Annotated in this window: 30 protein-coding genes and 1 riboswitch; of the genes, 18 read left to right on the top strand and 12 right to left on the bottom strand. The window is 68.9% G+C overall.

The features are described from left to right. Window positions 1-33: 33 nt before the first annotated feature. The 4 genes from H074_RS23915 to mrf are packed head-to-tail and all read right to left on the bottom strand — an operon-like array spanning window position 34 to window position 2,811. Window positions 34-1,134 (bottom strand): GTP-binding protein, encoded by a 1,101-nt coding sequence (locus tag H074_RS23915; protein ID WP_007032640.1) that lies wholly within the window; start codon window positions 1,132-1,134, stop codon window positions 34-36. Beyond that, window positions 1,131-1,304, bottom strand: a complete 174-nt coding sequence (gene rpmF / locus H074_RS23910; protein WP_007032639.1) for a 50S ribosomal protein L32 — start codon at window positions 1,302-1,304, stop codon at window positions 1,131-1,133. Before rpmF ends, H074_RS23915 begins: the two co-directional genes overlap by 4 nt. Next, entirely contained in the window at window positions 1,304-1,561 is a 258-nt protein-coding gene (locus H074_RS23905; RefSeq protein WP_007032638.1) for a type B 50S ribosomal protein L31, read from the bottom strand. The genes rpmF and H074_RS23905 overlap by 1 nt, the downstream gene beginning before the upstream one ends. Next, the gene (gene mrf, locus H074_RS23900; protein ID WP_007032637.1) at window positions 1,558-2,811 is read right to left on the bottom strand and encodes a ribosome hibernation factor-recruiting GTPase MRF; all 1,254 of its coding nucleotides are present in this window, start codon (window positions 2,809-2,811) and stop codon (window positions 1,558-1,560) included. Before mrf ends, H074_RS23905 begins: the two co-directional genes overlap by 4 nt. Window positions 2,812-2,895: 84 nt before the next feature. Between mrf and rpmB the strand changes: the two genes are divergently transcribed. The 6 genes from rpmB to cobA all read left to right on the top strand — a co-directional run bounded on the left by rpmB (window position 2,896) and on the right by cobA (window position 5,592). Further along, the gene (rpmB, locus tag H074_RS23895; RefSeq protein WP_005149951.1) at window positions 2,896-3,132 is read left to right on the top strand and encodes a 50S ribosomal protein L28; all 237 of its coding nucleotides are present in this window, start codon (window positions 2,896-2,898) and stop codon (window positions 3,130-3,132) included. Beyond that, window positions 3,132-3,299, top strand: coding sequence for a 50S ribosomal protein L33 (rpmG, locus tag H074_RS23890; protein WP_005149953.1), 168 nt, complete (start codon window positions 3,132-3,134; stop codon window positions 3,297-3,299). The genes rpmB and rpmG overlap by 1 nt, the downstream gene beginning before the upstream one ends. Further along, window positions 3,299-3,604, top strand: coding sequence for a 30S ribosomal protein S14 (gene rpsN, locus H074_RS23885; RefSeq protein WP_007032636.1), 306 nt, complete (start codon window positions 3,299-3,301; stop codon window positions 3,602-3,604). Before rpmG ends, rpsN begins: the two co-directional genes overlap by 1 nt. Continuing rightward, window positions 3,601-3,849, top strand: coding sequence for a 30S ribosomal protein S18 (gene rpsR, locus H074_RS23880; protein ID WP_007032635.1), 249 nt, complete (start codon window positions 3,601-3,603; stop codon window positions 3,847-3,849). Before rpsN ends, rpsR begins: the two co-directional genes overlap by 4 nt. Window positions 3,850-3,912: 63 nt before the next feature. Continuing rightward, a complete protein-coding gene (locus H074_RS23875; RefSeq protein WP_007032634.1) occupies window positions 3,913-4,320 on the top strand; it encodes an ankyrin repeat domain-containing protein in 408 nt (135 codons plus the stop codon). A 54-nt stretch (window positions 4,321-4,374) separates the two neighbouring features. After that, window positions 4,375-5,592, top strand: coding sequence for a uroporphyrinogen-III C-methyltransferase (gene cobA / locus H074_RS23870; protein WP_007032633.1), 1,218 nt, complete (start codon window positions 4,375-4,377; stop codon window positions 5,590-5,592). Window positions 5,593-5,757: 165 nt separating this feature from the next. Here cobA and H074_RS23865 read toward each other — a convergent pair whose 3' ends face one another. Then, window positions 5,758-6,645 carry an alpha/beta fold hydrolase gene (locus tag H074_RS23865; protein ID WP_007032632.1) on the bottom strand — a complete coding sequence of 296 codons (888 nt, stop codon included), beginning with the start codon at window positions 6,643-6,645 and terminating at the stop codon, window positions 5,758-5,760. Between the two features lie 129 nt (window positions 6,646-6,774). Here H074_RS23865 and H074_RS23860 point away from each other — a divergent pair, with 129 nt between their 5' ends. The 3 genes from H074_RS23860 (at window position 6,775) to H074_RS23850 (ending at window position 10,395) form a co-directional block, all read left to right on the top strand. Continuing rightward, window positions 6,775-7,617 (top strand): crotonase/enoyl-CoA hydratase family protein, encoded by an 843-nt coding sequence (locus H074_RS23860; protein WP_007032631.1) that lies wholly within the window; start codon window positions 6,775-6,777, stop codon window positions 7,615-7,617. A 58-nt stretch (window positions 7,618-7,675) separates the two neighbouring features. Beyond that, window positions 7,676-9,379 carry an AMP-binding protein gene (locus H074_RS23855; protein WP_007032630.1) on the top strand — a complete coding sequence of 568 codons (1,704 nt, stop codon included), beginning with the start codon at window positions 7,676-7,678 and terminating at the stop codon, window positions 9,377-9,379. 257 nt (window positions 9,380-9,636) lie between these two features. Beyond that, window positions 9,637-10,395, top strand: coding sequence for a D-Ala-D-Ala carboxypeptidase family metallohydrolase (locus tag H074_RS23850; RefSeq protein ID WP_007032629.1), 759 nt, complete (start codon window positions 9,637-9,639; stop codon window positions 10,393-10,395). A gap of 5 nt (window positions 10,396-10,400) precedes the next feature. On the opposite strand, the gene H074_RS23845 is transcribed toward H074_RS23850, so the two are convergent. The 6 genes from H074_RS23845 to H074_RS23820 form a co-directional block, all read right to left on the bottom strand. Continuing rightward, a complete protein-coding gene (locus tag H074_RS23845; protein WP_007032628.1) occupies window positions 10,401-11,033 on the bottom strand; it encodes an NUDIX hydrolase in 633 nt (210 codons plus the stop codon). Then, window positions 11,030-12,223 (bottom strand): adenylosuccinate synthetase, encoded by a 1,194-nt coding sequence (locus tag H074_RS23840; protein WP_007032627.1) that lies wholly within the window; start codon window positions 12,221-12,223, stop codon window positions 11,030-11,032. Before H074_RS23840 ends, H074_RS23845 begins: the two co-directional genes overlap by 4 nt. Next, on the bottom strand, window positions 12,220-13,197 hold the full coding sequence (locus tag H074_RS23835) for a hypothetical protein (protein ID WP_007032626.1): 978 nt from the start codon (window positions 13,195-13,197) through the stop codon (window positions 12,220-12,222). The genes H074_RS23840 and H074_RS23835 overlap by 4 nt, the downstream gene beginning before the upstream one ends. 2 nt (window positions 13,198-13,199) lie before the next feature. Further along, window positions 13,200-14,168, bottom strand: a complete 969-nt coding sequence (locus H074_RS23830) for a hypothetical protein (RefSeq protein WP_007032625.1) — start codon at window positions 14,166-14,168, stop codon at window positions 13,200-13,202. A gap of 637 nt (window positions 14,169-14,805) precedes the next feature. Next, entirely contained in the window at window positions 14,806-15,192 is a 387-nt protein-coding gene (locus tag H074_RS23825; RefSeq protein WP_007032624.1) for a hypothetical protein, read from the bottom strand. Between the two features lie 22 nt (window positions 15,193-15,214). Further along, entirely contained in the window at window positions 15,215-15,463 is a 249-nt protein-coding gene (locus tag H074_RS23820; RefSeq protein ID WP_005150008.1) for a hypothetical protein, read from the bottom strand. 61 nt (window positions 15,464-15,524) lie between these two features. On the opposite strand from H074_RS23820, the gene H074_RS41645 reads away from it, so the two are divergent. From H074_RS41645 to H074_RS23785, 7 genes are all read left to right on the top strand, one after another. Continuing rightward, window positions 15,525-15,794 carry a hypothetical protein gene (locus H074_RS41645; RefSeq protein WP_235096856.1) on the top strand — a complete coding sequence of 90 codons (270 nt, stop codon included), beginning with the start codon at window positions 15,525-15,527 and terminating at the stop codon, window positions 15,792-15,794. Window positions 15,795-16,032: 238 nt separating this feature from the next. Beyond that, a complete protein-coding gene (locus H074_RS23810; protein ID WP_007032622.1) occupies window positions 16,033-16,266 on the top strand; it encodes a hypothetical protein in 234 nt (77 codons plus the stop codon). Window positions 16,267-16,303: 37 nt separating this feature from the next. Then, a complete protein-coding gene (clsA, locus tag H074_RS23805; protein WP_051071991.1) occupies window positions 16,304-16,939 on the top strand; it encodes a cardiolipin synthase ClsA in 636 nt (211 codons plus the stop codon). Window positions 16,940-17,003: 64 nt separating this feature from the next. Beyond that, window positions 17,004-17,387, top strand: coding sequence for a glycine cleavage system protein GcvH (gcvH, locus tag H074_RS23800; RefSeq protein WP_007032620.1), 384 nt, complete (start codon window positions 17,004-17,006; stop codon window positions 17,385-17,387). A 125-nt stretch (window positions 17,388-17,512) separates the two neighbouring features. Continuing rightward, window positions 17,513-17,980 (top strand): glycogen accumulation regulator GarA, encoded by a 468-nt coding sequence (garA, locus tag H074_RS23795; RefSeq protein ID WP_007032619.1) that lies wholly within the window; start codon window positions 17,513-17,515, stop codon window positions 17,978-17,980. Further along, window positions 17,977-18,738 (top strand): transcriptional regulator FtsR, encoded by a 762-nt coding sequence (gene ftsR / locus H074_RS23790; RefSeq protein WP_039923247.1) that lies wholly within the window; start codon window positions 17,977-17,979, stop codon window positions 18,736-18,738. Before garA ends, ftsR begins: the two co-directional genes overlap by 4 nt. 220 nt (window positions 18,739-18,958) lie before the next feature. Then, the gene (locus H074_RS23785; RefSeq protein WP_005150031.1) at window positions 18,959-19,432 is read left to right on the top strand and encodes a bifunctional nuclease family protein; all 474 of its coding nucleotides are present in this window, start codon (window positions 18,959-18,961) and stop codon (window positions 19,430-19,432) included. Window positions 19,433-19,483: 51 nt separating this feature from the next. Here the strand turns inward: H074_RS23785 and H074_RS23780 are convergent, their stop codons facing one another. Next, window positions 19,484-20,098 carry a TetR/AcrR family transcriptional regulator gene (locus tag H074_RS23780; RefSeq protein WP_007032617.1) on the bottom strand — a complete coding sequence of 205 codons (615 nt, stop codon included), beginning with the start codon at window positions 20,096-20,098 and terminating at the stop codon, window positions 19,484-19,486. Between the two features lie 297 nt (window positions 20,099-20,395). On the opposite strand from H074_RS23780, the gene H074_RS23775 reads away from it, so the two are divergent. Both H074_RS23775 and gcvP read left to right on the top strand, forming a co-directional pair. Next, window positions 20,396-20,977, top strand: coding sequence for a MerR family transcriptional regulator (locus H074_RS23775; RefSeq protein ID WP_005150040.1), 582 nt, complete (start codon window positions 20,396-20,398; stop codon window positions 20,975-20,977). 46 nt (window positions 20,978-21,023) lie between these two features. Further along, window positions 21,024-21,125: riboswitch (glycine riboswitch) on the top strand. A 171-nt stretch (window positions 21,126-21,296) separates the two neighbouring features. After that, window positions 21,297-24,176 carry an aminomethyl-transferring glycine dehydrogenase gene (gene gcvP, locus H074_RS23770; protein ID WP_007032616.1) on the top strand — a complete coding sequence of 960 codons (2,880 nt, stop codon included), beginning with the start codon at window positions 21,297-21,299 and terminating at the stop codon, window positions 24,174-24,176.

Raw genomic sequence — 24,176 nt, 5'->3', positions numbered from 1 at the left:
CTAACCGTCCTTACCACTCACGAGGCCCACGCCTCAATGGACGTGCACCGCTTCCCACTCCGGGAACGGATCCGCCCCGGTGAAGTCCACACTGGACAGGCAAGACCGAAGCGAGTCCAGGAGGGCGTCCTCCTCCAGTCCCACGCCGATGAACACGAGTTCCTGCCGCGGCGCCTCCTCGACGCCCTGCGGCTCGAACCGGGCGACCGAACCCGCCTGCGACCACAGCCCGGTCACCCCCGGCCGTGACGCCAGCGAGAAGAACCCCTTCGACCGCAGGACCGTCCCGAACTCCCCGGTGTCGAGCCGCCCGACGAAGTCCCACAGCCGCTCGGCGTCAAAAGCAAGCGAGGCGCGGAAGACGACACTGGAGATCCCGTACTCCTCCGTCTCCGGAACGTGATCACCGTTGAGCTCCGCCACCCAGCCGGGTGCTTCCTGCGCCCGCTCGACGTCGTAGCGCCCGGTGCCGAGCAGCCTGTCGAGCGGGACCCGGCCGTGTGTCGAGACGACGACCTCGGCCGCCGGGTTGAGCCGCCGCAGCACCGCCGTCAGCCGTTCGAGGGAAATGGCCGGGACCAGGTCCGCCTTGTTCAGCAAGAGCACGTCCGCGAACTCGATCTGGTCCATCAGCAGGTCGCTGACCGTCCGTTCGTCCCCGTCGTACTGGTCCAACCCGCGTTCGGTCAGCGCGTCTCCGGCCGCCAGTTCCCGCTCGAAGTTCACCGCGTCGACCACGGTCACCATCGTGTCGAGCCGCGCGGAGTCCAGCAGGGTGGCACCGTCCTCACGGGCGAAGGAGAACGTCGCCGCCACGGGCATCGGCTCGGAGATCCCGCTCGATTCGATGAGCAGGTAGTCGAACCGCCCGTCTTCGCACAGCCGTGAGACCTCCTCCAAGAGGTCGTCGCGCAAGGTGCAGCAGATGCAGCCGTTGGTCATCTCGACGAGCCGTTCCTCGGTGCGGGACAGGCTGTTCCCGTCCCGCACCAGCGCGGCGTCGATGTTGACCTCGCTCATGTCGTTCACGATCACCGCCACCCGCAGCCCGTCGCGGTTGGCGAGGACGTGGTTGAGCACGGTCGTCTTGCCCGCCCCGAGGAACCCGGACAGCACCGTGACCGGCGTCGTCATTCCCCACCCTGATGGCCGTGTTCACTGAAGAAGTGCTTGATCAGCCTGCGGGGCACGAGCTTCGTCTCGCCGTTCACCTTGATCGGCACCAGATCCGGCACGGCAGCCTTCCACTGCGAACGCCGGGACCGGGTGTTGCTGCGCGACATCTTCCGCTTCGGGACGGCCATTACTTCGACCCTCCGCGCCGTCCGTAGCGGCGGTGGAACTTCTCGACCTGGCCGGCGCTGTCCATGATCCGCTGGTTGCCGGTCCAGAACGGGTGCGACCACGAGCTGATCTCGACGTTCACCACCGGATAGGTGTTGCCGTCGCTCCACTCGATGGTCTGGTCCGAGGTGGCGGTGGAGCGCGTCAGGAAGGCGTCCCCGGTGGAGAGGTCCTTGAACACCACAGGGTGGTAGTCGGGGTGGATTCCGGGTTTCACTGCTTTTCGTCCTTTCGGTTCGACGCGTTCACGTCGTGCTTCTCGGGGTCGGTTTCCGTGTCCTCACACGGTTCTTCGTGCCACTCGCCGAACGGATCCGGGTAGCGGAGCCATTCCTGCTCGCCGGCGGCGAGTTCCTCCTCGGTCAGCAGCGCCCCGTTCAGGGCGGCTTCGATCTCGTCGGGGGTGGCCTGATCGGTGACGACGACCAGTTCCTGCGCGCGGTCGCCGAACAGCGGGTCCCAGCGCAGGGAGGCGAGGGTGCGGCGTTCGGGGGAGACGTCGGCCCAGTCCGGGCCGTCGGGGGCGGCGAGCCACGCCCCGGCGTGCCCGACGCCGAGGCCGCCGCCCGCGGATTCGATCCACAGCGCCATGTCCGGCTGGCTCGCCACCCAGAGCCGTCCTCGGGTGCGGACGACGCCGTCGAGCAGGACGTCGATCGCGTCATGAAGGCGCTCCGGGTGGAACGGGCGCTGCGAGGTGAAGGTGAGCAGCCCGATCCCGCAGTCGGTGTGCAACGGCGGTTGGCCGCGCAGCAACGGTCCGTGCATGTCGGTGACCTCGCCACGCCGGGCGTCGGCCGGGACGGCGTCGAGCACGGTCTTGCCGTCCACAGAGGACATCTCGACTCGGGGGATCGACGGCGCGACCCGGTCGAGCACGGCCGAAGCCTTCGCCGCGGACCAGGCGTCGGTCGCCGCTCCGGCGAGGACGAGCAGGTCGGCGAACTCGACTTGGGCCAGCGCGACCTGCGCGACGGTGCGCTCGTCCTCGGGGCTGGCCCGCAGGTTCCGTTCGGCCAGTGTGTCGTCGCCGGTGCTGTCGGCCAGCCAGCCCGCGCAGTCGACGACGGTCAGCACGGCTCGCAGATCGACGTCCTCGATCACCGGGCGCTCGCCGACGAGGACGTTGTGCAGCGCCCAGCTGACCGGCTCGGGCTCCATCGCCTCGTCGAGCCGCACCACGATGCGCCGCACCTGCGGCATCCGGGAGAGCTTGCGCAGCAGCGGCAACAGGTCCTCGCGCAACGTGCACGAGACGCAGCCGTGCGCGAGTTCGAGAACCGTCAGCTGGTCGCGGTCGTCGAGCCGGATCCGCCGCCGAACCACTCCGGAGTGAATCTGCCTCAGGTCGTGATGCACGACCGCGGTGCCCGGCTCGGCGAGGCGCAGCCGCTCGGCGAGGTCGGCGTTCGGTCCCGCTGCGAGGCCGCTGATCAGGACGAGGGGCACGCGGGGGTTGTCGGTCACTGAAGCTCCGGGGCGTCGAGGGCGTTCTGGTTCGGCTGTGTAGAGTAAATGAAAACGACAACCGATATCAACTTGGGAGGGTGTATGTCCGCCGTGTGCCAGGTCACCGGCCGCAAACCGGGCTACGGGAAACAGGTGTCGCATTCGCATCGGCGCACGTCCCGGCGCTGGGAGCCGAACCTGCAGGCCAAGCGGTACTTCGTGCCGAGCGAAGGGCGCTGGGTCCGGCTGCGGGTCTCGGTGAAGGGCATGAAGACCATCGACAAGCGGGGGATCGAGGCCGTCGTGGCCGAGCTCCGTGCGAAAGGGGTGAAGCTCTGATGGCCAAGAGCACCGACATCCGGCCGATCATCAAGCTCCGCTCGACCGCCGGCACCGGCTACACCTACGTCACCAAGAAGAACCGCCGGAACGATCCGGACCGCATGGTGCTGCGCAAGTACGACCCGGTCGCGCGCAAGCACGTCGAGTTCAAGGAGGAGCGCTGATGGCCAAGAAGTCCAAGATCGCCAAGAACGAACAGCGCAAGGTGATCGCCGCCCGCTACGTCGAACGACGGCGTGAGCTGAAGGCCACCATCGCCTCGCCGTCCGCGTCGCCCGAGGAGAAGGCGGCCGCCGTGTCGGCCCTGCAGGCGATGCCGCGGGACGCCAGCGCGACCCGGATCCGCAATCGCGACGCCGCCGACGGCCGCCCTCGCGGCTACCTGCGGAAGTTCGGGCTCTCGCGGGTCCGGATGCGGCAGATGGCGCACAACGGCGAACTGCCCGGCGTCACGAAGTCGAGCTGGTGAGCGCGATGGGCAAGCCGAACCGCGACCGTCCCCACAAGCGCAAGACGAACCTGTTGCACGCCAACAAGATCACCGAGGTCGACTGGAAGGACGTCGAACTGCTGCGGAAGTTCATCTCCGACCGCGGCAAGATCCGCGCCCGCCGGGTCACCGGGCTGACGCCCCGGCAACAGAAACAGGTCGCCACGGCGATCAAGAACGCCCGCGAGATGGCGTTGCTGCCCTACCCCAACGCGGCGCGCTGACGTCGCCGGTCCGGGCGTGCGACACGCCGCCCGGACCGCGGCTCCTGTGGAAGAATCCGCCCCATGACGGAGCACCCCGGACAGGCCGAGGAATTCGATCCCGAACTGCTGGAGTTGTGGGCCAAGGTGTTCGGTTTCGCCCGCTCGGGCGCGACGGCCGAACTCGCCGCGTACGTCGACGCCGGTATTTCGGCGAACCTGACCAACGACCGGGGCGACACGCTGGTCATGCTCGCCGCCTACCACGGTCACGCCGAGACCGTCGCGGCGCTGATCGAACGGGGCGCCGATCCGAACCGCGAGAACGACCGCGGCCAGAGCCCGCTCGCGGGCGCGGTCTTCAAGAACGAGCCCGAGGTCGTGAAGGTGCTTCTCGAGGGCGGCGCGGACGCGTCGGCGGGGGAGCCGTCGGCGATCGACGCGGCCAGGATGTTCGGCAACACCGAACTCCTGTCGCTGCTGGAGAGTTGAGGCGGTTCTCACTCGGATCGCGGTCCGGGGCTCTGAATCCTTACACTGCCCCGCATGGATGACCCGCATTACCTCTCCGGCCTCGACCTGGCCGGCCGTCGTGTCGTGATGATCGGTGGCGGGACGGTCGCCCAGCGCCGCCTGCCACGGCTGATCAGCGCCGGCGCGCGGGTCGAACTGGTCTCGCCGCACACCACGCCGTCGGTGAGCGCCATGGCCGACGCCGGCGAGATCGTCTGGCACGAGCGCCGCTACACCGAGGGCGACCTCACCGACGCCTGGTACGCGCTGGCGTGCACGAACGATCCCGAGGTCAACGCCGCCGTCTGCGCCGAGGCCGAACGCGCACGGGTGTTCTGCGTCCGCGCCGACGACGGAGACCTCGGCAGCGCGGTCACGCCGGCCTCGGGCAGGCACGGCGGGCTGCTGGTCGGCGTCCTCTCCGGCGGCGAGCCGCTGCGGTCGGCCACCGTCCGGGACAGCATCCTCGACGGCCTTCGGGCCGGCACCGTCGCCGATGGCCGCGTACCGGACGCCCATGACGACCTCCCGGGCGTCGCCCTCGTGGGCGGTGGCCCCGGGGACCCGGAACTGATCACCGTCCGCGGCCGCCGCCTCCTCGCCAGGGCCGACGTCGTCGTCGCCGACCGGCTGGCCCCGCGCGAACTGCTCGACGAGCTCTCGCCTCACGTCGAGATCGTCGATGCCGCGAAGATCCCGTACGGCCGCGCCGCCAGCCAGGAAGTGATCAACTCCACCCTGATCGACCGGGCCAAGGCGGGCAAGTTCGTCGTGCGGCTCAAGGGCGGCGACCCGTACCTGTTCGGCCGCGGCTTCGAAGAAGTCCTCGCCTGCGCCGAAGCGGGCATTCCGGTGACGATGGTCCCCGGCATCACGAGCGCGTTCTCCGTCCCCGCCGCGGCGGACGTCCCGGTGACCCATCGCGGCGTCGCCCACGAGGTCGTCGTGGTGTCCGGTCACGTCGCGCCGGACGACGAGAAGTCGCTGGTGGACTGGGATCTGCTGGCGAAGATGCGCGGCACGATCGTGCTGATGATGGGCGTCGAGCGGCTGCCGCTGTTCGTCAAGGCGCTCTCGGCGGGGCGGCCGGGCGACACGCCGGTGGCGATCGTCGAGGACGGCACCATGCGCACGCAGCGGGCTCTCCGCTCCACTTTGGACAAGGTGGTCGAGGACGCGGCCGCGGCCGGGGTGCGGCCTCCCGCGGTGATCGTTTTCGGTCCGGTGGCGGGGCTGGCTCAGCCGGTGTAGCCGCCGTTGGAGACGTACAACCAGTCGGTTCCGCCCTCACCGGGAGTCCAGGTGCTCCGCCCGGACACGGGCGATCACGAGGTCGTCCGGCCGGTGGACGCGGGCCCAGTCCGCCGCCGCCCGGTCCTCGACTCCTCCACACCCGTGTCCCGGGTCGGGGCCGGATCAGCGGTCATGGCAGCGCGCGGAGAAGCCGGCGATGGCCTCGGTCAGGCGGCTCGGGTCGAAGCGCAACTCCACCGGGCTGCGGGCCTGCACGAACTCGGCCGCCGGCATGTCCGCGGCCAGCGTGTCCGCGTCGCCGAAGGGGTGGATCGGGTCGCGCTCGTGCCCGATGACCAGCGCCGGGGTCTCGATCTTCCGCCGGATCGACTTGGGCGGAGCGATGCGGCCGAAGAGCACACCGTGCAGGAGCGCGGCCATCGGCGCGGGCTGCTGGGAAAGCGTGTCGGTGACGACGTCGACCCATTGGTTGCCCTGTGGCACGAGTTTCGCCGCGAGCGCCACCCCTTGCACGGTCACCGGCAGGAACCGGGCGGCCATGAGCAGCGGCGCGAACGTGATCAGCCCGGCGACGATCGCGTTGTCCAGCACGGGCATCTCGACGACCAGGCCCAGCGCGCGTTCCGGCGCGGCGACGCCCACTTCGAGCGCGACGTTGGCGCCCAGGGACGTTCCGCCGATGACGGCGGTGTCGATCTCCAGGTGGTCCAGCAGCGCGACGGTCTGTTCCGCGAACGCGGGCATCGAGTACAGCCACGAGTCGGTGGGCCGGTCCGAGTCGCCGTGGCCGAGCAGGTCGAGGGTCACCGCCCGGAAGCCGGCCCGGGCCAGCCTGCGGGCGAGCGGGGCGTGCATCCGCCTCGTCAGCATGATGCCGTGGGTGAGGACAACGACCCGGTCGCCGGAGCCGAACTCGGTGTAGGCGAGCCGGTGACCCTCATGGGTGAAGGATCCCGACAGCTCGATCGGCCGGGAGGATCGTTCCCGTCGTCGTCCGCGGGGCGGCGCGGGCACGTCGGCGACCGCGGTGGCGCTACTGGCCGGGCTCATATCCCACCGTCCTTACGTCTCTCGTCGGTACTCACCGGTAGCACTCGCTGGTACCAGGAAAGCATCTCCGGGGCGGCCGGGCACGGTGGCCGTTGGCAGCCTGTCAATCACATGAGTCAAGATGACCTCATGACCGCTACAGCTGACAGTCTTCCCGATCTCGTTTCGCTCAAGGTGGAGATCGACGGGCACGTTGCCGAAGTGACGCTGCTCGGTCCGTCCAAGGGCAACGCGATGGGCCCCGATTTCTGGCGTGAGCTGCCGATCGTCTTCCGTGCGCTCGACGCGGACTCCCGCGTCAGGGCGGTCGTGCTGACCGGGAGCGGCAAGCACTTCTCCTATGGGCTCGACCTGCCCGCGATGATGCCCAGCTGGGGCGAAATGCTCGGCGGTGACGCGCTCGCGGGCCCGCGGACGAAGTTCCTCGACGAGGTCCGGGCCCTTCAGGCGAGCGTGTCTTCGGTCGCGGAATGCCGCAAACCGGTCATCGCGGCCATTTCCGGCTGGTGCATCGGCGGTGGCGTCGACGTGATCGCGGCCGCGGACATCCGCCTGGCGAGCGCCGACGCGAAGTTCAGCGTGCGCGAGGTCAAGGTCGCGATCGTGGCCGACCTCGGCAGCCTGCAGCGGCTCGCGCCGATCATCGGCGAGGGGCACCTGCGCGAACTGGCCTACACCGGCAAGGACGTCGACGCCGCTCGCGCGGAGAAGATCGGCCTGGTCAACGACGTTTACGCGGATCAGGACACCCTGCTGGCCGAGGCGCGCAAGCTGGCGCGGGAGATCGCCACGAACCCGCCGCTGGTCGTGCAGGGCACCAAGAACGTCCTCTCGGCGAACACCGAACGTCAGGTCGCGGAAGGCCTGCGCTACGTCTCGGCCTGGAACGCGGCGTTCCTGCCCAGCAAGGACCTGGGCGAAGCCGTGCAGGCCTTCCTCGAGCGCCGCGCGCCCGAGTTCAAGGGGGAATAGGGGGTTCAAACAGGGTAGAAAGAACCGGCGGCCCAACCGGCGGACCAGGAGGACGATCGTGAGCGCTTCGGAGGCATACCGCACGTTCCGCGAGGCACGGGACTATCTGCAAGCCCATCGCGAGGACTACGAAACCGCCTATCGGGACTTCACCTGGCCCCGGCCCGCGGAGTTCAACTGGGCGCTGGACTGGTTCGACGTCGTCGCGGCCGATCCGGCCAACCAGGACCGGTACGCGCTGTGGATCGTCGAAGAGGACGGTATCGAGAACCGCTGGACCTATCCGGAGATGGCGCGGCGGTCCGACCAGGTCGCGAACTGGCTGCGCTCGCTCGGCGTGGCCAGGGGCGACCGGCTGATCCTGATGCTGGGCAACCAGGGCGAGCTGTGGCAGACGATCCTCGCCGCGATCAAACTGGGCGCCGTCATCATCCCGGCCTCGACCCTGCTCGGCCCGGCGGACCTCACCGACCGGGTCGAGCGGGGCGCGGCGAAACACGTGGTGATCCGTTCCGTCGACGCGCACAAGTTCGAGAACGTCGACGGCGACTACACCCGCATCGCCGTGGGGGAACCGGTCGAGGGCTGGCGGTCCTTCGTGGACGCCTACGCGGAAGCGGACACTTTCACGCCAGACGGCCCGACGGCGGCGGACGACCCGCTCCTGCTGTACTTCACCTCGGGGACCACCGCGAAGCCGAAACTGGTGCAGCACACGCAGGTCTCGTACCCGGTCGGCCATCTGTCCACAATGTACTGGATCGGTCTCGAGCCGGGCGACGTCCACCTCAACATCTCGTCGCCGGGCTGGGCGAAACACGCGTGGAGCAACGTTTTCGCGCCGTGGAATGCCGAGGCGACGGTATTCCTTTACAACTACGCGCGTTTCGACGCGGTTTCCCTGATGGCGCAGATGGAACGATGCGGCATCACCAGTTTCTGTGCCCCGCCGACGGTGTGGCGGATGCTCATCCAAGCGGATCTGACCGTGCTGAAGAAGCCGCCGCGCAAGGTGGTCGGCGCGGGCGAACCGCTCAATCCCGAAGTGATCGACCAGGTCGAAAAGGCTTGGGGCGTCACGATTCGCGACGGTTTCGGGCAGACGGAGAGCAGCGTCCAGATCGCCAACACTCCTGGACAGGACGTCGTGCCCGGGTCGATGGGCCGCCCGCTGCCCGGATTCACCGTGGCGCTCGTGGACCCCGTCACCGGCGAATGTGCGCAGGAGGGCGAAATCTGCCTCGACCTCGACAAGCGGCCGGTCGGGCTGATGGCCGGGTACGCGGACGACGAGGAGCGCTCCGCCGCGGCCTTCGCGAACGGCTACTACCACACCGGGGACGTCGGTTCGATCGACGAACGCGGCTACATCACCTACGTGGGCCGCACGGACGACGTCTTCAAGGCGTCGGACTACCGGATCTCGCCGTTCGAACTGGAAAGTGTCCTGCTGGAACACGAAGCGGTCGCCGAAGCGGCCGTCGTCCCCGCGCCCGACCCGATCCGGCTCGCGGTGCCGAAGGCGTACGTCGTCCTCGCGAACGGGCACGAGCCGACGGCCGGCACCGCGGTGTCCATCCTGGCCTTCTGCCGGGAACATTTGGCCCCGTACAAGCGAATCCGGCGGCTGGAGTTCGCCGAACTGCCGAAGACGATCTCCGGCAAGATCCGGCGCGTCGAACTGCGCGGACGCGAGAACGAGGCCGATGGGCGGCCGGCGGGGGAGTTCCGCGAGGAGGACTTCCCGCAGCTGAAAGGCTGACGGCCCGGTCTCGAACTCCGAACTCGCGTGCTCGGAGCCGGAACTCGCGTGCTTGAACACGGAACTCGCCCAGTCGGTGTGTTCCGCCTCCAAGCACGCGAGTCACGTCTCCAAGCACGCGAGTTCCGGGTTGGGCGTGTGGGTCGAACGACCCACAGCGCGGTACCCGGAACCGCGTTAGCATCCTGGGCAGTGAATCGTTGACAACCCGTGGGGGTCACGGGTCTCACCTTCCCTGCCTTGAAAGGTGTTCTGTCATGCGCATTCGTTTCCTCCTGCCGATGCTCGCCCTGGTGGCCGGGCTCGGTACCGCGGTGGCCGCCCCGGCCGCCGCCGATCCAGGCCCGGTGACGGCGGGCGAGGTGTTCGTCGCCGACGCCTGTTACTCCTGGGGACGCACGCTGTCCCAGGGCGCGTCCGGTGAGGACGTCCGGCAACTGCAGATCCGCGTCGCCGGTTACCCCGGCTACGGTGGTGTGCTCGCCATCGACGGCCAGTTCGGCGCGGGCACCAAGGCCGCGGTCACCCGCTTCCAGCAGGCGTACGGGCTGGGCGCGGACGGCATCGCCGGATCGGCCACGTTCGCGAAGATCTACGCGTTGCAGGACGACGACTGCACGCCGGTCAACTTCACCTACGCGGAGCTGAACCGGTGCAACTCCGACTGGTCGGGCGGCAACGTCTCACCCGCGACGGCGAGGGCCAACGCGCTGGTCTCGATGTGGAAGCTGCAGGCGATGCGGCACGCCATGGGCGACCGGCCGATCGACGTAAACGGCGGCTTCCGCAGCGTCGCCTGCAACAACGCGGTCGGCGGAGCGACCAACAGCAGGCATCTCTACGGGGACGCCGTCGACCTCGGGGCGGGCTCGCAGGGCTTCTGCGGTCTGGCGCAGCAGGCCCGTAACCACGGGTTCAGTGAGATCCTCGGGCCGGGCTACCCCGGCCACAACGATCACACGCACGTGGCGCACCGGGACACCCGGTTCTGGTCGGCTTCCTCCTGCGGGATCTGACCTCGTCACTCCCAGCGCCACAACGACGGCGGCCGTCCTCCCTTGGGGAGGGCGGCCGCGTGTTCGGTGGTGCGCCGCAATCCGGGGACCCGCTCCATGGTCCGGCCGAGGTTGGCCGGATAGGGGCGGTCCCCGGTCAGCGCTTCGGTGGCGTCCAGTGCCTGCGCCGTCGTGAAGATCGGCCCCAGCAGCCCGGCGGTGAAGGCGACGTCCCGCCACAGCCGTTCGGCCAGCAGCGGACGGCAGTCCGCCACGATCCGGTCGTGGTCGAACGCCAGCGGCGGGACCGCGTCCAGCGGAGCCCACACCACGTTCCCCGGCTCGTCGAGCGCGGGATTCACGGTGGCCCACAAGGCGATGGAGAGGGTGGGACCGCGGGGATCACGGTTCGGCTCGTCGAAAGTGGCGAGCTGTCCCGTCGCCGAGAGCGCGTCGGGCGGCAGGCCGAGTTTGCCGACCACCGCCCGGAGGGCCGCCTCCCGCAGCCGTTCCCCGAGCCCGAGCAGCACCCCGGGCAGGGCGAGTTCTCCCTGGAAAGGCTCGGCCGCCCGCGGCGCGATTCCCAGCAGCACGTTCCGGGTGCCGGGGGCGAACCGCACCACGAGCACGTCAACGGACACCGGCGTCGACTCGATCACGCGTTGATTGTCGACCTTGCCTCCGCGACCCGGTAACCGGCCCTGTCCGGGCCGTACCCGGCGACGGCCACCGGCAGCCGCGCGCCGAACCACGCCAGTGGATCCGGCAGGTCGACGGCGGGGGAACCGTCCCCGGGTACGACCCGCAGACCTGTCGCGTCGAGATGGGTCACCGCGAGCGCGTCCACGCCGTCGCAGGCCGCGATCGCGTAATCCAGCAGGGCCGCGTCGAGATGGCCCGCCCGCCACGCGCCCTGGAACTCGCCGGTTTCGTTGTGCGCCTCCGGAAAGCGGGCGAGCACGGAGGCGGATTCGGTCGGAAGTGGCCCCGCGCCGTGCCGGGTGAGGTACGTCCGCGTGACACCCACGACGGCGTGCGGGCGCCCGCCCAGCAGCGCGCGGGCGTTGTGCGGCGTGGTGGTGGACCAGGTCGTATGCGGGTGGAATCCGTGGTGCTGGTCGAGGAGAACCCCCTGCGCTCCCTCGAACACCAGTCGCCCGGAATCCGCCAGCCGTCCCGTTTCGCCCCCGTCGGTGATCCGCACCGCGCCCGCGAAATCGCGGTACAGCGCCACCAGTTCGTCCACACTGTGCGATGGCGTGGCGAGCGGGGCGTAGAACCTCGCGAGCGCGTCCAGCTTGCGCCGCAACGCCGACGGCCGGGCGCAGTCGGCGACCGTGGGCGCTTCCCCCGGGGTCCCGATCACTTCCTGGCTTTCCACCACGTCACCCGGCACGGCCCCGGTCAGCAGCGAGTACCAGACGGTCTCGCCGATGCCCTTCCCGCACGAGCCGTGCCGGTTCGCGCCCCGGGCCTCCTCCCTGGCCCGGTTCGCGTGGATGTGGAACGGGGTCGTGAGCAGGGCCCGGCCGTCCACGCTCAGCAGCGAGAGCGGATTCCGGACGCCGGCCGCTTCGAGCCGTCGCGCTTCCGCGGCCAGCGCGAACGGCTCCACCAGCACGAACCGCGACAGATGGGTGGGCACGCCGGCGAACGTGCCCGCCCCGAACTGACTGAAGGTGTGGTGCCGTCCGTCCACGACGACGTTGTGCGCGGCCTGCGCACCCCCGTTGAAGCGGACCACGGCGGTGGTGGGCCGGGCGGCGGAGAGCGCGTCGACCACGGCGCCCTTGCCTTCGTCACCGAAGCCGAGCCCGACCACCACCACGTGTCCGTCCAGGAGACTCATCGCAGCACCACATCGCTCGGTCCGTCCGGTTCCGGCACCGCCGAGGTGGTGACGACCGACCTGGTGCCCAGCTTGGCCAGCGCCTTGCCGACCGCCGCGCTCTCGGCGACCGAGCCGACGTCCGCGAGATCGGCGAGTGCCCGGTCGACGTCCACGACCCGTTCCTCCAGCCCGATGGTGGCCGCGATCAGTTCGCACACCGCGCCGGGATCGTCGAGCTTGAGGAAGTTCTGCCCGAGCAGACCGCTCCAGTGCTCGCCGATCTCCAGATCGTTGTAGTACGACGACTGGTTCGGCAGCACGAAGTAAACGTGCCACTTGCGGGCCAGCTCCCGGTACACCGAGGCCGGGTCGATGTCCTCCCGCACGTCGTCCCCGATCACGCGGCGGATGTGGCGAGCCTCCAGCGCGGGCTTGTTCAGCTCGTCTCCGATGATGAACAGATAGCCCTTGCGGCCGCGGTTCTGCCATGCGTCGGTGACGACGTGCCGGGCCATGAAGTAGGCGGCCAGTTCGTAGGACTCGCTCTTCTGCCCGCCGCCACCGCCTTCGAGGAAGATCGTGCGCAGCTGCTCGTCCATCCGGTTGTCCGATTCGAACTGCCCGATCTGCAACGGGACCCGGTCGCTGTCGGCGTCGCCGATCGCGCCGAACAGGACCTGCGGGTCGGCCAGGTAACCCCGGCGCTTCAGCAGGCCGTGCAGTTTCCCGAGCTTTCCCTGCATGACCCGCGGCACCCGGCGCATCGAGCCGGTGACGTCGAACAGCACCGCGATCGGCGTCGAATCGGTGTGGTCGGCCGAATCCCGGCATTCCCGCACGGCGTTCAGCGGATCGAGCGCGGGCGCGACCTTCCAGTCTCTCGCGGGCTTGGAGCGGAGATCGGCGGTGTAGCCGAAATCGTCCTCGCCCTTTGCCGCGCGGAAGGTCTTCGCGGCGGCGTAGGCGTTGTCGTCCCAGTGTCCGTGTCCCATGGTCAGGCTCCTGTCTCGGGGATGGTGAAGGGGCGGAAGGTGCGGGGGCCGTACAGGTCGTCGAGCAGTGCGTCGTACTCGTCGAGCAGGCCGGCGGCCTCGGGTCGCTGTGCCGGGATCTCCTGGGTGCACCACTTGGCGAACTCGCGTTGGCGGGTTTCGCCTGGTGCCAGCAGTTCCAGCATCATGCTGTGGAGCATGTGGACGTCGGTGGCCGCGGTGACCGGTAGTCCTTTGTGGACTTCCGGCGGGTATCGGATGGAGTTGTCCGCCGCCAAGGGGAGCGCACCGTCTTCGACGGCGAAGGACCAGCCGGCCAGGACGATGCCGTGCTGTCCGGGGTGGACGAGCACGTTGTCCGCGGTGAGATGGCCGTGGACGACACCCGCGTGGTGCGCGCCCGCCACGGCACGCAGCAGGCGACGGTGCATCCAGGCGTAGTCGCGGCCGTCGAGGCCGCGGGGGAAGGCCTTCCCGATGTCGGCGAGGGTGACGAAGCCGTCGATGAGCGGATCGAGGACGCTGAACGCGCGGTCGCCCCGTGCCACCGGACCCGAGGTGTCGAGCAGCCGCGGGTAGTAGGGGCGCAGCCACCGATGCCGTTCGGTGAAGCCGTCGAGCATGCGCAACGCCGCCCACTCGGCGTGGATCAGCGGGTTGAGCGCCGGATCGCGGACGAGTTTGACCAGGTGCGGGCCGGTGGTCCGGTAGGTCGTCGCGACACTGCCCACCGCGTGCGGCGCGGTGAGGGTGTACGCCGACGTCGCCGTCGTCACCGTCTGGCGCCGGGCGCGCTTCCAGTCATCGTGGAGGCGGTTGAGAGTGGCGGCGGCGCGGTGGGCCCGCGCGTCGCCGGGGTTGCGGTCGGGGTGGAGCATCGCCGCCAGTTCGCGGTAGCGGTGGCGGGCGAACAGAGTGGCCGCGTCAACCGTGTTCTCGATCATCGTCACGGCTTCGTCCCTGGTGAGCATAGTTTGAGTCTATACGACTCTTACCTCGGACGGCAAGTGGGTTCGGGGCTGGTCGGCGCGTGAAGGGTCCCTGTACGTGATGGCCCCCTTCATTGCGCCTAGTGCAATGAAGGGGGCCATCACGTATTTCATTCAGGCGACCTGAGTGGCACAGCCTTGATCAACGGAGGATGGGGGACGTTGAGTGTCCCGGATCTTCCGTTGATCATGGTCCGGGACGGGGGTCACCTCGCGTCGATGCCCGCTGGGATCGTCGCCCTCGCGCAGGTCAGCAGCAAATAGCCCGATACCGTGACGTTCTATTGAGGGTAGGGCAAATGTGGCGTGGTGGGGTTGGCGGCGGGAGCGGTTCGCCACAGCGACCTGGCGCATTCTCGACTATCCCTAACAGACACTGACCTCGATCAAGTGCCCGAACTGCGCATATGGGCATCAATCGGATATTTTGCCGCCAAGGAGTGTCCCCTGTGGACACTCGGTGCACGGCCGATCCCCTCGGTCAGTCCAGAACAGCGCGGCGAAGGACTCTCTGTCCACTGTGAAGCCGGCGAAGAAGGCCTTCGCAACAGGAAACTCGGTCACGACACGTTTGCCTTATTCTTCGATAACCGTCCTTACCGCTCACGAGTCTGAAGCCTCAGGAACGGGTCGCTTCGATCTGGCGCTCGTCTTCGGTCGAGCAGCTCGTCACCGGATCGTTCGGCCCGCTCCCGCAGGTCCAGGCCCCGACCACCACCGGGCCGGGTCCTTGCGGTGACTTCGCTTCGGCGGGCGTCAGCTTGGAGAAGTAGTCCGTGAGCACCTGTGTCGCTTCGGCGCAGTCGGTCTTTCCGTGGACGACGACCTTGTTCTTCGCACCCTGGAACCCGGTGACCTCCCCGCAGGGCGAACCGGCGAGGGCCTGGTCGGCCGAGGGAGCCGAGGCGGGGGAGGACGATGGCGCGGCCGCCGGGGCGGGATCGGCGCCGCAGCCGCTCAGCAGGACGACGGCGAACGCGGCGGGAAGTACGGCGAGGCTCTTCATGGGCCCTTCTTCTCGGGGATGTTCATTCGACGGGGACGACGGCGGCGAACACGTTCTGTTCGCCCTTGCTGCAACTGGTGCCGCCTTGCGCGGCGGGAGCGCCGGAGACGCACAGCCATCCGTCCACGGTCTCGCTGACCGGCTCGTCCGAGCCCGCGGACTGGCGTCCGGCGATCCTCTTGTGGAACGAACCGACGATCCCGGTCGCGTCCGCACAGGAGACCCCGGGCCCGTTGAGCACCTGCAGGGTCAGCCCGCTCGCCGCGGTCACCGTGCCACAGGAACCCTGTACCGGTTCAGCGGGTTTCGGTTCGGGGGCGGAGGCCTGGGCGGTGGACGGACTCGGCGCGGTTTGCGAGGGGATCGGCGGTATCGACGCGCTGGACACGCTCGAGGGGAGCGCGGGGGGCGACACCGACATCGAGGTGACAGGCGGTGGCGGATCTTCGCCCGAACAGGCGGCGAGCGTTCCGGCGACGGCGCAGGCCGCGAACAGGCGCCACCACGTTCCCGTGGTCGTCGAGACGGGCAAGGCGATCCTTTCGTCGGCCGGTCGTGGCCGGCCCATTCTGGCCCGGCCGGGCCCGATGTCGTGGCATTGAGCCACGTTCGATTCGCGGGAGGCTATCGCGCCCACGCCGCCGCGGTACGCGAGGACCGCCCAACCACTGTCCATTGTGGACAACTAACATGCCGTTCACAGCTCGACAACACCCTGCTGTCGTTGCGAACCGATCGGACGAATCCGGTGTGGAGCCGTTAACACGCGGCCCCGTTCTGCCGAAAACAAAGGTAACGCCCCGGCGTGTCCCAGTCCCCGTCACCGAAACCGTGAGAGCGATGAAGACCGACGAACAGACCGATCCCGCGTCACCCCAGGCCACCGCACCGGCGAGCACGGAGCTGCCACCGACGGCACCGTGCACCGTCGTCTGGTGTGGCGGCCGCCCGTACGTCTTGGAGAGCTCCGCCGGCCATCATCGCTGGATGGGCACCGACCACCGGGGCAGGCCCGTGGCGCTGACCAGCGCGGACCTGCAACGCCGAGGCTGGACGCACACCCGGGCCAGCTGACGCGGGAGGACCTGCCGCCGCTGGCTAGGCTGAGCGGGTGAGTACGCCCCCCGAACCGAGCGTGACCAGCGAAGAGCCTTCCCTGCTGCGGCAGGCCCTGAACGTTCCCAACATGCTTTCGATCCTCCGGCTCGCCGGAGTGCCGGTCTTCCTGTGGCTGCTTCTCGGCCCGAAAGAGGACGGCTGGGCGCTCGCGCTGCTCGTGTTCAGCGCGCTCACCGACTGGCTCGACGGCAAACTCGCCCGCTGGCTCAACCAGATGTCGCGGCTCGGCCGGCTGCTCGATCCCGCCGCCGACCGGCTCTACATCCTCGCGACGCTCATCGCCTTCCTGATCCGCGACATCATCCCGTGGTGGCTGGTGGTCCCGCTGGTCGTCCGTGAGGCCGTGCTGGGCGTCTGCGTGCTGCTGCTGCGGCGCCGGGGCTTCGCTCCGCCGGAGGTCACCTACATCGGCAAGGGCGCCACCTTCGTGCTGATGTACGCCTTCCCGTTCCTGCTGCTCACCCAGGGTGGTTCCGACATCGCCGCGATCGCCCGGCCGATCGGATACGCCTTCACGGCGTGGGGTGCGGTCCTGTACGTCTATTCGGGCGTGCTGTACATCGTCCAGACGGCACGGGCGCTGCGATCGGCCGATCCCGTCGAGTTGCGGGAGGCGCCGGGCGCGTGACCCGGCGGGATGCGAAACTGCGCGCGTCGGTTTCGTGCGAGGGGCATCAGAAAGGGGAGCGGCGTTGTCCACTCCAGAAGAACTGCGATACACCGAGGAACACGAGTGGGTCTCCGTGCGCGACGGAGGGCTCGTGCGCGTGGGCATCACGGAGTACGCGCAGGACCAGCTCGGTGACGTGGTGTTCGTCGAACTGCCCGAGGTCGGCAAACAGCTCGGTTCGGGCGACGCGTTCGGCGAGGTCGAGTCGACCAAGAGCGTCTCGGAGCTCTTCGCCCCGCTCGACGGTGAGGTGGTCGCGGTCAACGACGCGGTGACCGAGTCGCCCGAGCTGATCAACAGCGACCCCTACGGCGAGGGCTGGCTGATCGAACTCCGCCTCGACGACGTGAGTTCGGTGGACTCCCTGCTGGAGGCCGAGGCGTACCAGGCTCTGATCAAGGAATAGTCGCAGGCCGTGGCCCTTCGGGAAGAGTAGGGGGAGCCGCGGGCCGGAGATTCGATCAGGCACGGTACGTTTGTCCTCCACACGTTCTTGAGTAGTGGCAACACACATGCGTTAGGAGAGCTCAGGTGAGCACGAACGACGGGCCCGGCGTTCCCCCGGAGCAGTCTCCGGAGCGGACTTCTGTCTTCCGGGCCGACTTCCTGGCCGACGTCGAAGGCACTGAGGCTCCTCCGGCTGCCGAGACCCCCGTCCAGGGCGTGGACGCGCTGCCCGCGGGTTCCGCGCTGCTGGTCGTCAAGCGGGGCCCGAACGCGGGTTCGCGCTTCCTGCTGGACCGCGACACCACCAGCGCGGGACGGCACCCGGACAGCGACATCTTCCTCGACGACGTCACGGTCTCGCGGCGGCACGCCGAGTTCCGCCGTGAGGGCGGCGAGTTCGTCGTCATCGACGTCGGCAGCCTCAACGGCACCTACGTCAACCGCGAGCCGGTCGACCAGGCCGTCCTCGCCGGTGGCGACGAGGTGCAGATCGGCAAGTTCCGCCTGGTCTTCCTGACCGGCCCGGGTCACGGGGGCCAGGGGGCACGGTGACGGCGGCCGGGCGGCCTGATCGGGATGCGTCGCAGCGCGATGGGTTGAGCATCGGGGCCGTGCTGGCACAACTGCGCGGCGACTTCCCCGATGTCACCATCTCCAAAATCCGGTTCCTCGAGGCGGAGGGTCTGGTCCAGCCGGGCCGGACCCCGTCGGGGTACCGGCAGTTCGCTCCGGCGGACGTGGAGCGGTTGCGGTTCGTCCTGTCCGCCCAGCGGGATCACTATCTCCCGCTGAAGGTCATCAAGGAACAGCTGGACGCGGCGGATCAGGGCGCCGCGCCCGCCGCGGCGATGCCGAGGCTGCCTCGCAAACTCGTGTCACTCGACGCCCCCGGGGAAAACGGCGGACTGCCGTCCCCCGGGGACTTCGAGACCGATCGCGAGATCAGGCTGACCGAGGAAGAGCTGCTCCGTCAGGCAAGCATCGACGCCGCCACCCTGGCTGAGCTGCGGCAATACGGTCTAGTGCGCCCAGGAGCGGCGGGGTTCTTCGATCCCGACGCGGTCCTCGTGGCGAAGACCGTGAAAGCGATGACCGAATTCGGTATAGAGCCGAGACATCTGCGTGCCTTCCGGGCCGCGGCCGACCGTGAGGTCGGTCTGCTGGAGCAGATCGTGACCCCGGTGTATCGGCATCGTGACGAGGACGCCCAGGCGAGGGGCGACGAAGTCGTCCGTGAGCTCGCCGCCTTGACCGTGGCGTTGCACACGCTCTTGGTGAAGGCCGGAATACGGGCTGTCACGGGCGGTTGAACGGCATCGGGGAACCGCGAGCCGTTGCGAGGCCACTTGTCAATGACTGAATGTTCGGCACCCTATGCCGTACCGTGAGAGTTGGGTTTGCCACGGGCGAACCGAGAATGTCGGAGACAGCGAGCACAGCGCTCGGAAGACGGGTAGCGTCGGGACTGCCGGCGCTTGGTCGTCGAGACAAGCGTTGCAGCCCGTGCGCACGAGAGGGAGGCGAAGCCCGATGAGCGAGATGCGCGTCGTCGGCGTGCGGGTGGAGCTACCCGCGAATCAGCCGATCTTGTTGCTACGGGAAACCGAAGGCGAGCGTTACCTGCCGATCTGGATCGGCTCGGTCGAGGCCACCGCCATCGCCTTGGAGCAGCAGGGAGTCCGCCCGGCCCGTCCGCTCACCCATGACCTGCTCAAGGAGGTCATCGGCGCGTTGGGCCGTGAACTGGAGCAGGTCGTCATCACCGATCTGAAGGAAGGCACGTTCTTCGCGGAACTGGTCTTCGACGGGGACATCCGGGTTTCGGCGCGACCGAGCGATTCGGTGGCGCTGGCGCTGCGGGTGGGGGTCCCGATCCACGCCGTGGACGCGGTGCTGGAGGAAGCGGGCCTCATCATCCCCGACGAGCAGGAGGACGAGGTCGAGAAGTTCCGCGAGTTCCTCGACTCCGTTTCGCCAGAGGATTTTCGGGGTGCGGATACGTGATCGGTCTCGTGAGTGGCAAGGACGGTTCTAACCGTCCTCACCACTCACGAGTCAGGCCGCGGTCGCCTTGAGGAACAGGTCCGCCAGTTCCCGCCCGTACCGCTCCAGGTTCAGCTTCGGATCCGCCGCGAACTTCGCCGCGACGCCGTCGATGGCCTGCGCGATCGACAGCGCCATCACGTCCGGCGCGAAGTCGCCGAAAGCGCCTTCCTGCTGACCCTGGCGCAGCTGCCGTTCGAGCCGTCCCGTCCGGAACTCTTCGACGATCGGCGCCGACATGAACCAGCCCTCGGCGTCCGATCCGCTCGAAGCCATCTCGACCATGACCCGCACCAGTTCCGGGTACGAACCGAGGAACGCGATCTCCGCCTCGATGTAACCGCGCAGCAGCCCTGCCCGGTCGGTCGTGCCCTGGATCCGCTCCTCTAGGAACTTGTCCTTCATTCCCGTCGCGGTGGTGACCACGGCCTGCATCAGGCCGGCCTTGTTGGTGAAGTGGTACGAGATGATCCGGGTGCTGGACAACCCGGCCCGCTCCTTGATCTTCGCGAACGACGTCTTGTGGTAGCCGAGATCCGAGATCGTCGCGATCGTGGCTCCGACGATCTGGGCCCGCCGGGCCGCCTCGGTGACCGACAGCCCCAGCTCCGCCTGGACCTCTTGCATGGCACTTCGGGTGGAGGGATTTACTTGCATGAGTAAAAATTAACACGACTGAGTAAAAGTGGCAAGTGTGCGGCCGAACGGGGGACCGTCCTCGACAAGCCTCAAGAAGAGCTTGAGGCCGACCGCGCGTCGCGTTGACCGCTTTGCCGGACGCGCTTACCGTCAATGAAGGTGAATCGCCAAGGTGTGATTCGGATGTCTGGGGCATTCGTCTTGACGGTTGACTCCGGTGCGGACTCACGTGGGTCCGCGCGGCTTTGTTCGCCGGCCACCAGGTCGGGCGAGGGGAGGCATGGCGTGGTCGAGGCTGGTAGCCCTCAAGAGCCGCTCGTTCCGGTCGCTGACGGCGAGCAGGGCGAGCTGTTCCCCGACTCTTCCCTTCCGGACGAACTCGTCGGCTACCGCGGTCCCGCCGCCTGCCAGATCGCCGGGATCACCTACCGGCAGCTCGACTACTGGGCCCGCACGAAGCTGGTCGCGCCGAGCATCCGTACCGCGCACGGCTCCGGTTCGCAGCGGCTCTACTCGTTCAAGGACATCCTCGTCCTGAAGGTCGTCAAGCGCCTGCTGGACACCGGTGTCTCCCTGCAGAACATCCGTGTCGCCGTCGACCACCTGCGGCTGCGCGGGGTCCGAGACCTCGCCAAGGTCACCCTGTTCTCCGACGGCACCACCGTTTACGAGTGCACCTCGCCCGAAGAGATCGTCGATTTACTCCAGGGCGGGCAGGGTGTCTTCGGGATCGCGGTCAGCGGCGCGATGCAGGAGATCAGCGGCACCATCCACGAGTTCCCGGCGGAGCGGGCCGACGGCGGCGTGATCGAAACGGTCACGCCGGACGAGCTCACTCAGCGACGTAACGCACGTCGCACCGGCTGATCATGAAGCCGCGCGGGCGGCAGGGTAGGCTCGCTTCCGCGGTCGACGAATCCGCGCGGGAGAGACCGAGTCGATAACCGTTGAGCTCGGCGCCGAAGGAGCAAGTCCTCCCCGGAACCTCTCAGGCACCCTGGACCGCGCGGAAGAGACGCCTCTGGAAAGTGGTTCGCCAGGTCACAGCCTGGCGGCCCCGCCGACGGTGCAAGCCCGGCTCAACACTCGGGTGAAACTCTCAGGCGCCCCCACGGGGGTACGGACAGAGTGGGGAGGGCCAGGACAATCCGTCCCGGCCCCACCCCCGCGTCTTGGGAGGTCCCCGATGGAGCCCGTTTCACTGGCCGCTCTCGAATCCGGAACCCCCTTCGCGGACCGGCACATCGGTCCCGGTGCCGAAGAGCTCGCACGGATCCTCGACGTCATCGGCGTCGCCTCCCTCGACGAGCTCGCCGAGCGGGCCGTCCCCGCGTCGCTGCGGGAGTCCGCGACACCCCCGGACCTGCCGCCGCCCGCCACCGAGACCGGCGCGCTCGCCGAACTCCGCGCACTGGCCGCGCGCAACCGGCCGATGGTCCAGATGATCGGCCTCGGCTACCACGACACGGTGACCCCGCCGGTGATCCGCCGCAACGTGCTGGAGAGCCCGGCCTGGTACACCGCGTACACGCCGTATCAGCCGGAGATCTCGCAGGGCCGCCTCGAAGCGCTGCTCAACTTCCAGACCATGGTCGCCGACCTGACCGGCCTGCCGATCGCCAACGCGTCCATGCTGGACGAGGCGACCGCGGCGGCGGAGGCGATGACGCTGGTCCGCCGGGCGGGCAAGGCGAAATCGCACCGGTTCGTGGTCGACGAAGACGTCCTCCCGCAGACGATCGAGGTCCTGCGCACCCGCGCCGAACCGCTCGGCATCGAGCTGGTGACCGCGGACCTGTCCCAGGGCATCACCGGGCTGGGGCTCGGCGGCGACTTCTTCGGAGTGCTGCTGTCGTATCCGGGTGCTTCGGGGGTCGTCCGCGAATGGGATCACACCATCGCCGAGGTCAAGGAGCTGGGCGCGGCCGTGGTGATGGCCGCGGATCCGCTGGCGCTGACCCTGCTGCGGTCGCCTGGTGAGCTCGGCGCCGACGTCGCGATCGGTTCGACGCAGCGGTTCGGCGTCCCGATGGGCTTCGGCGGGCCGCACGCCGCGTACCTCGCCGTCCGGCAGGGCCTCGAACGGCAGCTGCCCGGCCGGCTGGTCGGAGTGTCGAAGGACGCCGACGGCGCGCCCGCGTACCGGCTCGCGTTGCAGACCCGCGAACAGCACATCCGCCGCGAGAAGGCGACGAGCAACATCTGCACCGCGCAGGTGCTCCTGGCTGTCATCGCGTCGATGTACGCGGTCTACCACGGTCCGGAAGGCTTGCGCGCCATCGCGAACCGCGCGCACCGGATGGCCACCGTGCTCGCCGCGGGGCTCGCCGAAAGCGGTGTCGACGTCGTGCACTGCGAGTTCTTCGACACCGTGACGGTTTCCGTCCCCGGCCGTGCGGCGGGGATCGTCGGCACGGCCAGGGAACTCGGGGTCAACCTTCGGCTCGTGGACGCGGACCACGTCGCCGTGGCCTGCGACGAGACGACTACCCGTGAACACCTTTCCCTGGTGTGGAAGGCGTTCGGGGTCGCGGTGTCCGATGTGGACTCGCTCGACGCGGACACGGCCGACGGCTTCCCGCCGGATCTGCGCCGCACCAGCGACTACCTGACGCATCCGGTCTTCCACGCGCATCGCTCGGAGACGGCGTTGCTCCGGTACTTGAGGGCGTTGTCCGACAAGGATGTCGCGCTCGACCGGAGCATGATCCCGCTCGGCTCCTGCACGATGAAACTCAACGCCACGGCGGAGATGGAGCCGATCACCTGGCCCGAGTTCGCCGGTCTGCATCCGTTCGCGCCGGCCGAGGACGCGGCCGGTCTGCTCACCGTCGTGACGGATCTGGAGCGGTGGCTCGCCTCGATCACCGGCTATGACGCGGTTTCCCTGCAGCCGAACGCCGGAAGCCAGGGCGAGTTCGCCGGGCTACTGGCCATCCGCGCGTATCACCGTGAACGCGGGGACGCGGCTCGTGACGTCTGCCTGATTCCCTCCAGCGCCCACGGGACGAACGCGGCCAGCGCGGTCATGGCGGGGATGCGGGTGGTCGTCGTGAAATGCGACGACGAGGGCAATATCGACCTCGGCCACCTCAAGTCCACTGTGGACGACCACGCGGACGATCTCGCCGCGATCATGATCACCTACCCTTCGACGCACGGCGTTTACGAGGACACCGTCCGCGAGGTCTGCGCGCTGGTGCACGACGCGGGCGGTCAGGTGTACGTCGACGGCGCGAACCTGAACGCCCTGATCGGGGTGGCGCAGTACGGCAGGTTCGGCGCCGACGTCTCTCATCTCAACCTGCACAAGACCTTCTGTATCCCGCACGGCGGTGGCGGACCCGGCATCGGGCCGATCGGCGTCCGCGCGCATCTGGCGCCGTACCTGCCGAACCACCCGCTGCAGCCGGACGCGGGCCCGGCCACCGGTGTGGGCCCGATCAGCGCCGCGCCGTGGGGGAGCGCGTCGATCCTGCCGATCTCGTGGGCCTATGTCCGGATGATGGGTACGGAAGGCCTGAAGCGGGCGACGCTGACGGCGGTCGCGAACGCCAACTATGTCGCGAAGCGCCTCGCCGGGCACTACCCGGTGCTCTACTCCGGGCACGAGGGCCTGGTGGCGCACGAATGCATCCTCGACCTCCGCGCGCTCACCAAACGGACCGGCGTCACCGTCGACGACGTCGCCAAGCGGCTCGCCGACTACGGCCTCCACGCGCCGACGATGTCCTTCCCGGTCGCGGGCACGCTCATGGTCGAGCCCACCGAGAGCGAGGACCTCGGCGAACTCGACCGGTTCTGCGACGCGATGATCGCGATCCGCGGCGAGATCGAGAAGGTCGCCGCGGGGGAGTGGCCGGTGGCGGAAAGCCCGCTGCGGAACGCCCCGCACACCGCGCGCAGTCTCGCGGGTGAGTGGGATCGTCCGTACGGCAGGGAGATCGCGGTCTTCCCGGCCGGCTTCACCGCGTCGAAGATCTGGCCCCCGGTGCGGCGGATCGACGGGGCCGCGGGGGACCGCAACCTCGTCTGCTCCTGCCCGCCACCGGAGGCCTTCGCCTGA

It is taken from the genome of Amycolatopsis decaplanina DSM 44594, assembly GCF_000342005.1.
Classification (GTDB): domain Bacteria; phylum Actinomycetota; class Actinomycetes; order Mycobacteriales; family Pseudonocardiaceae; genus Amycolatopsis; species Amycolatopsis decaplanina.
Note: the sequence above shows the minus strand (reverse complement) of the source record. Positions and strands in the feature narration are given on the sequence as shown.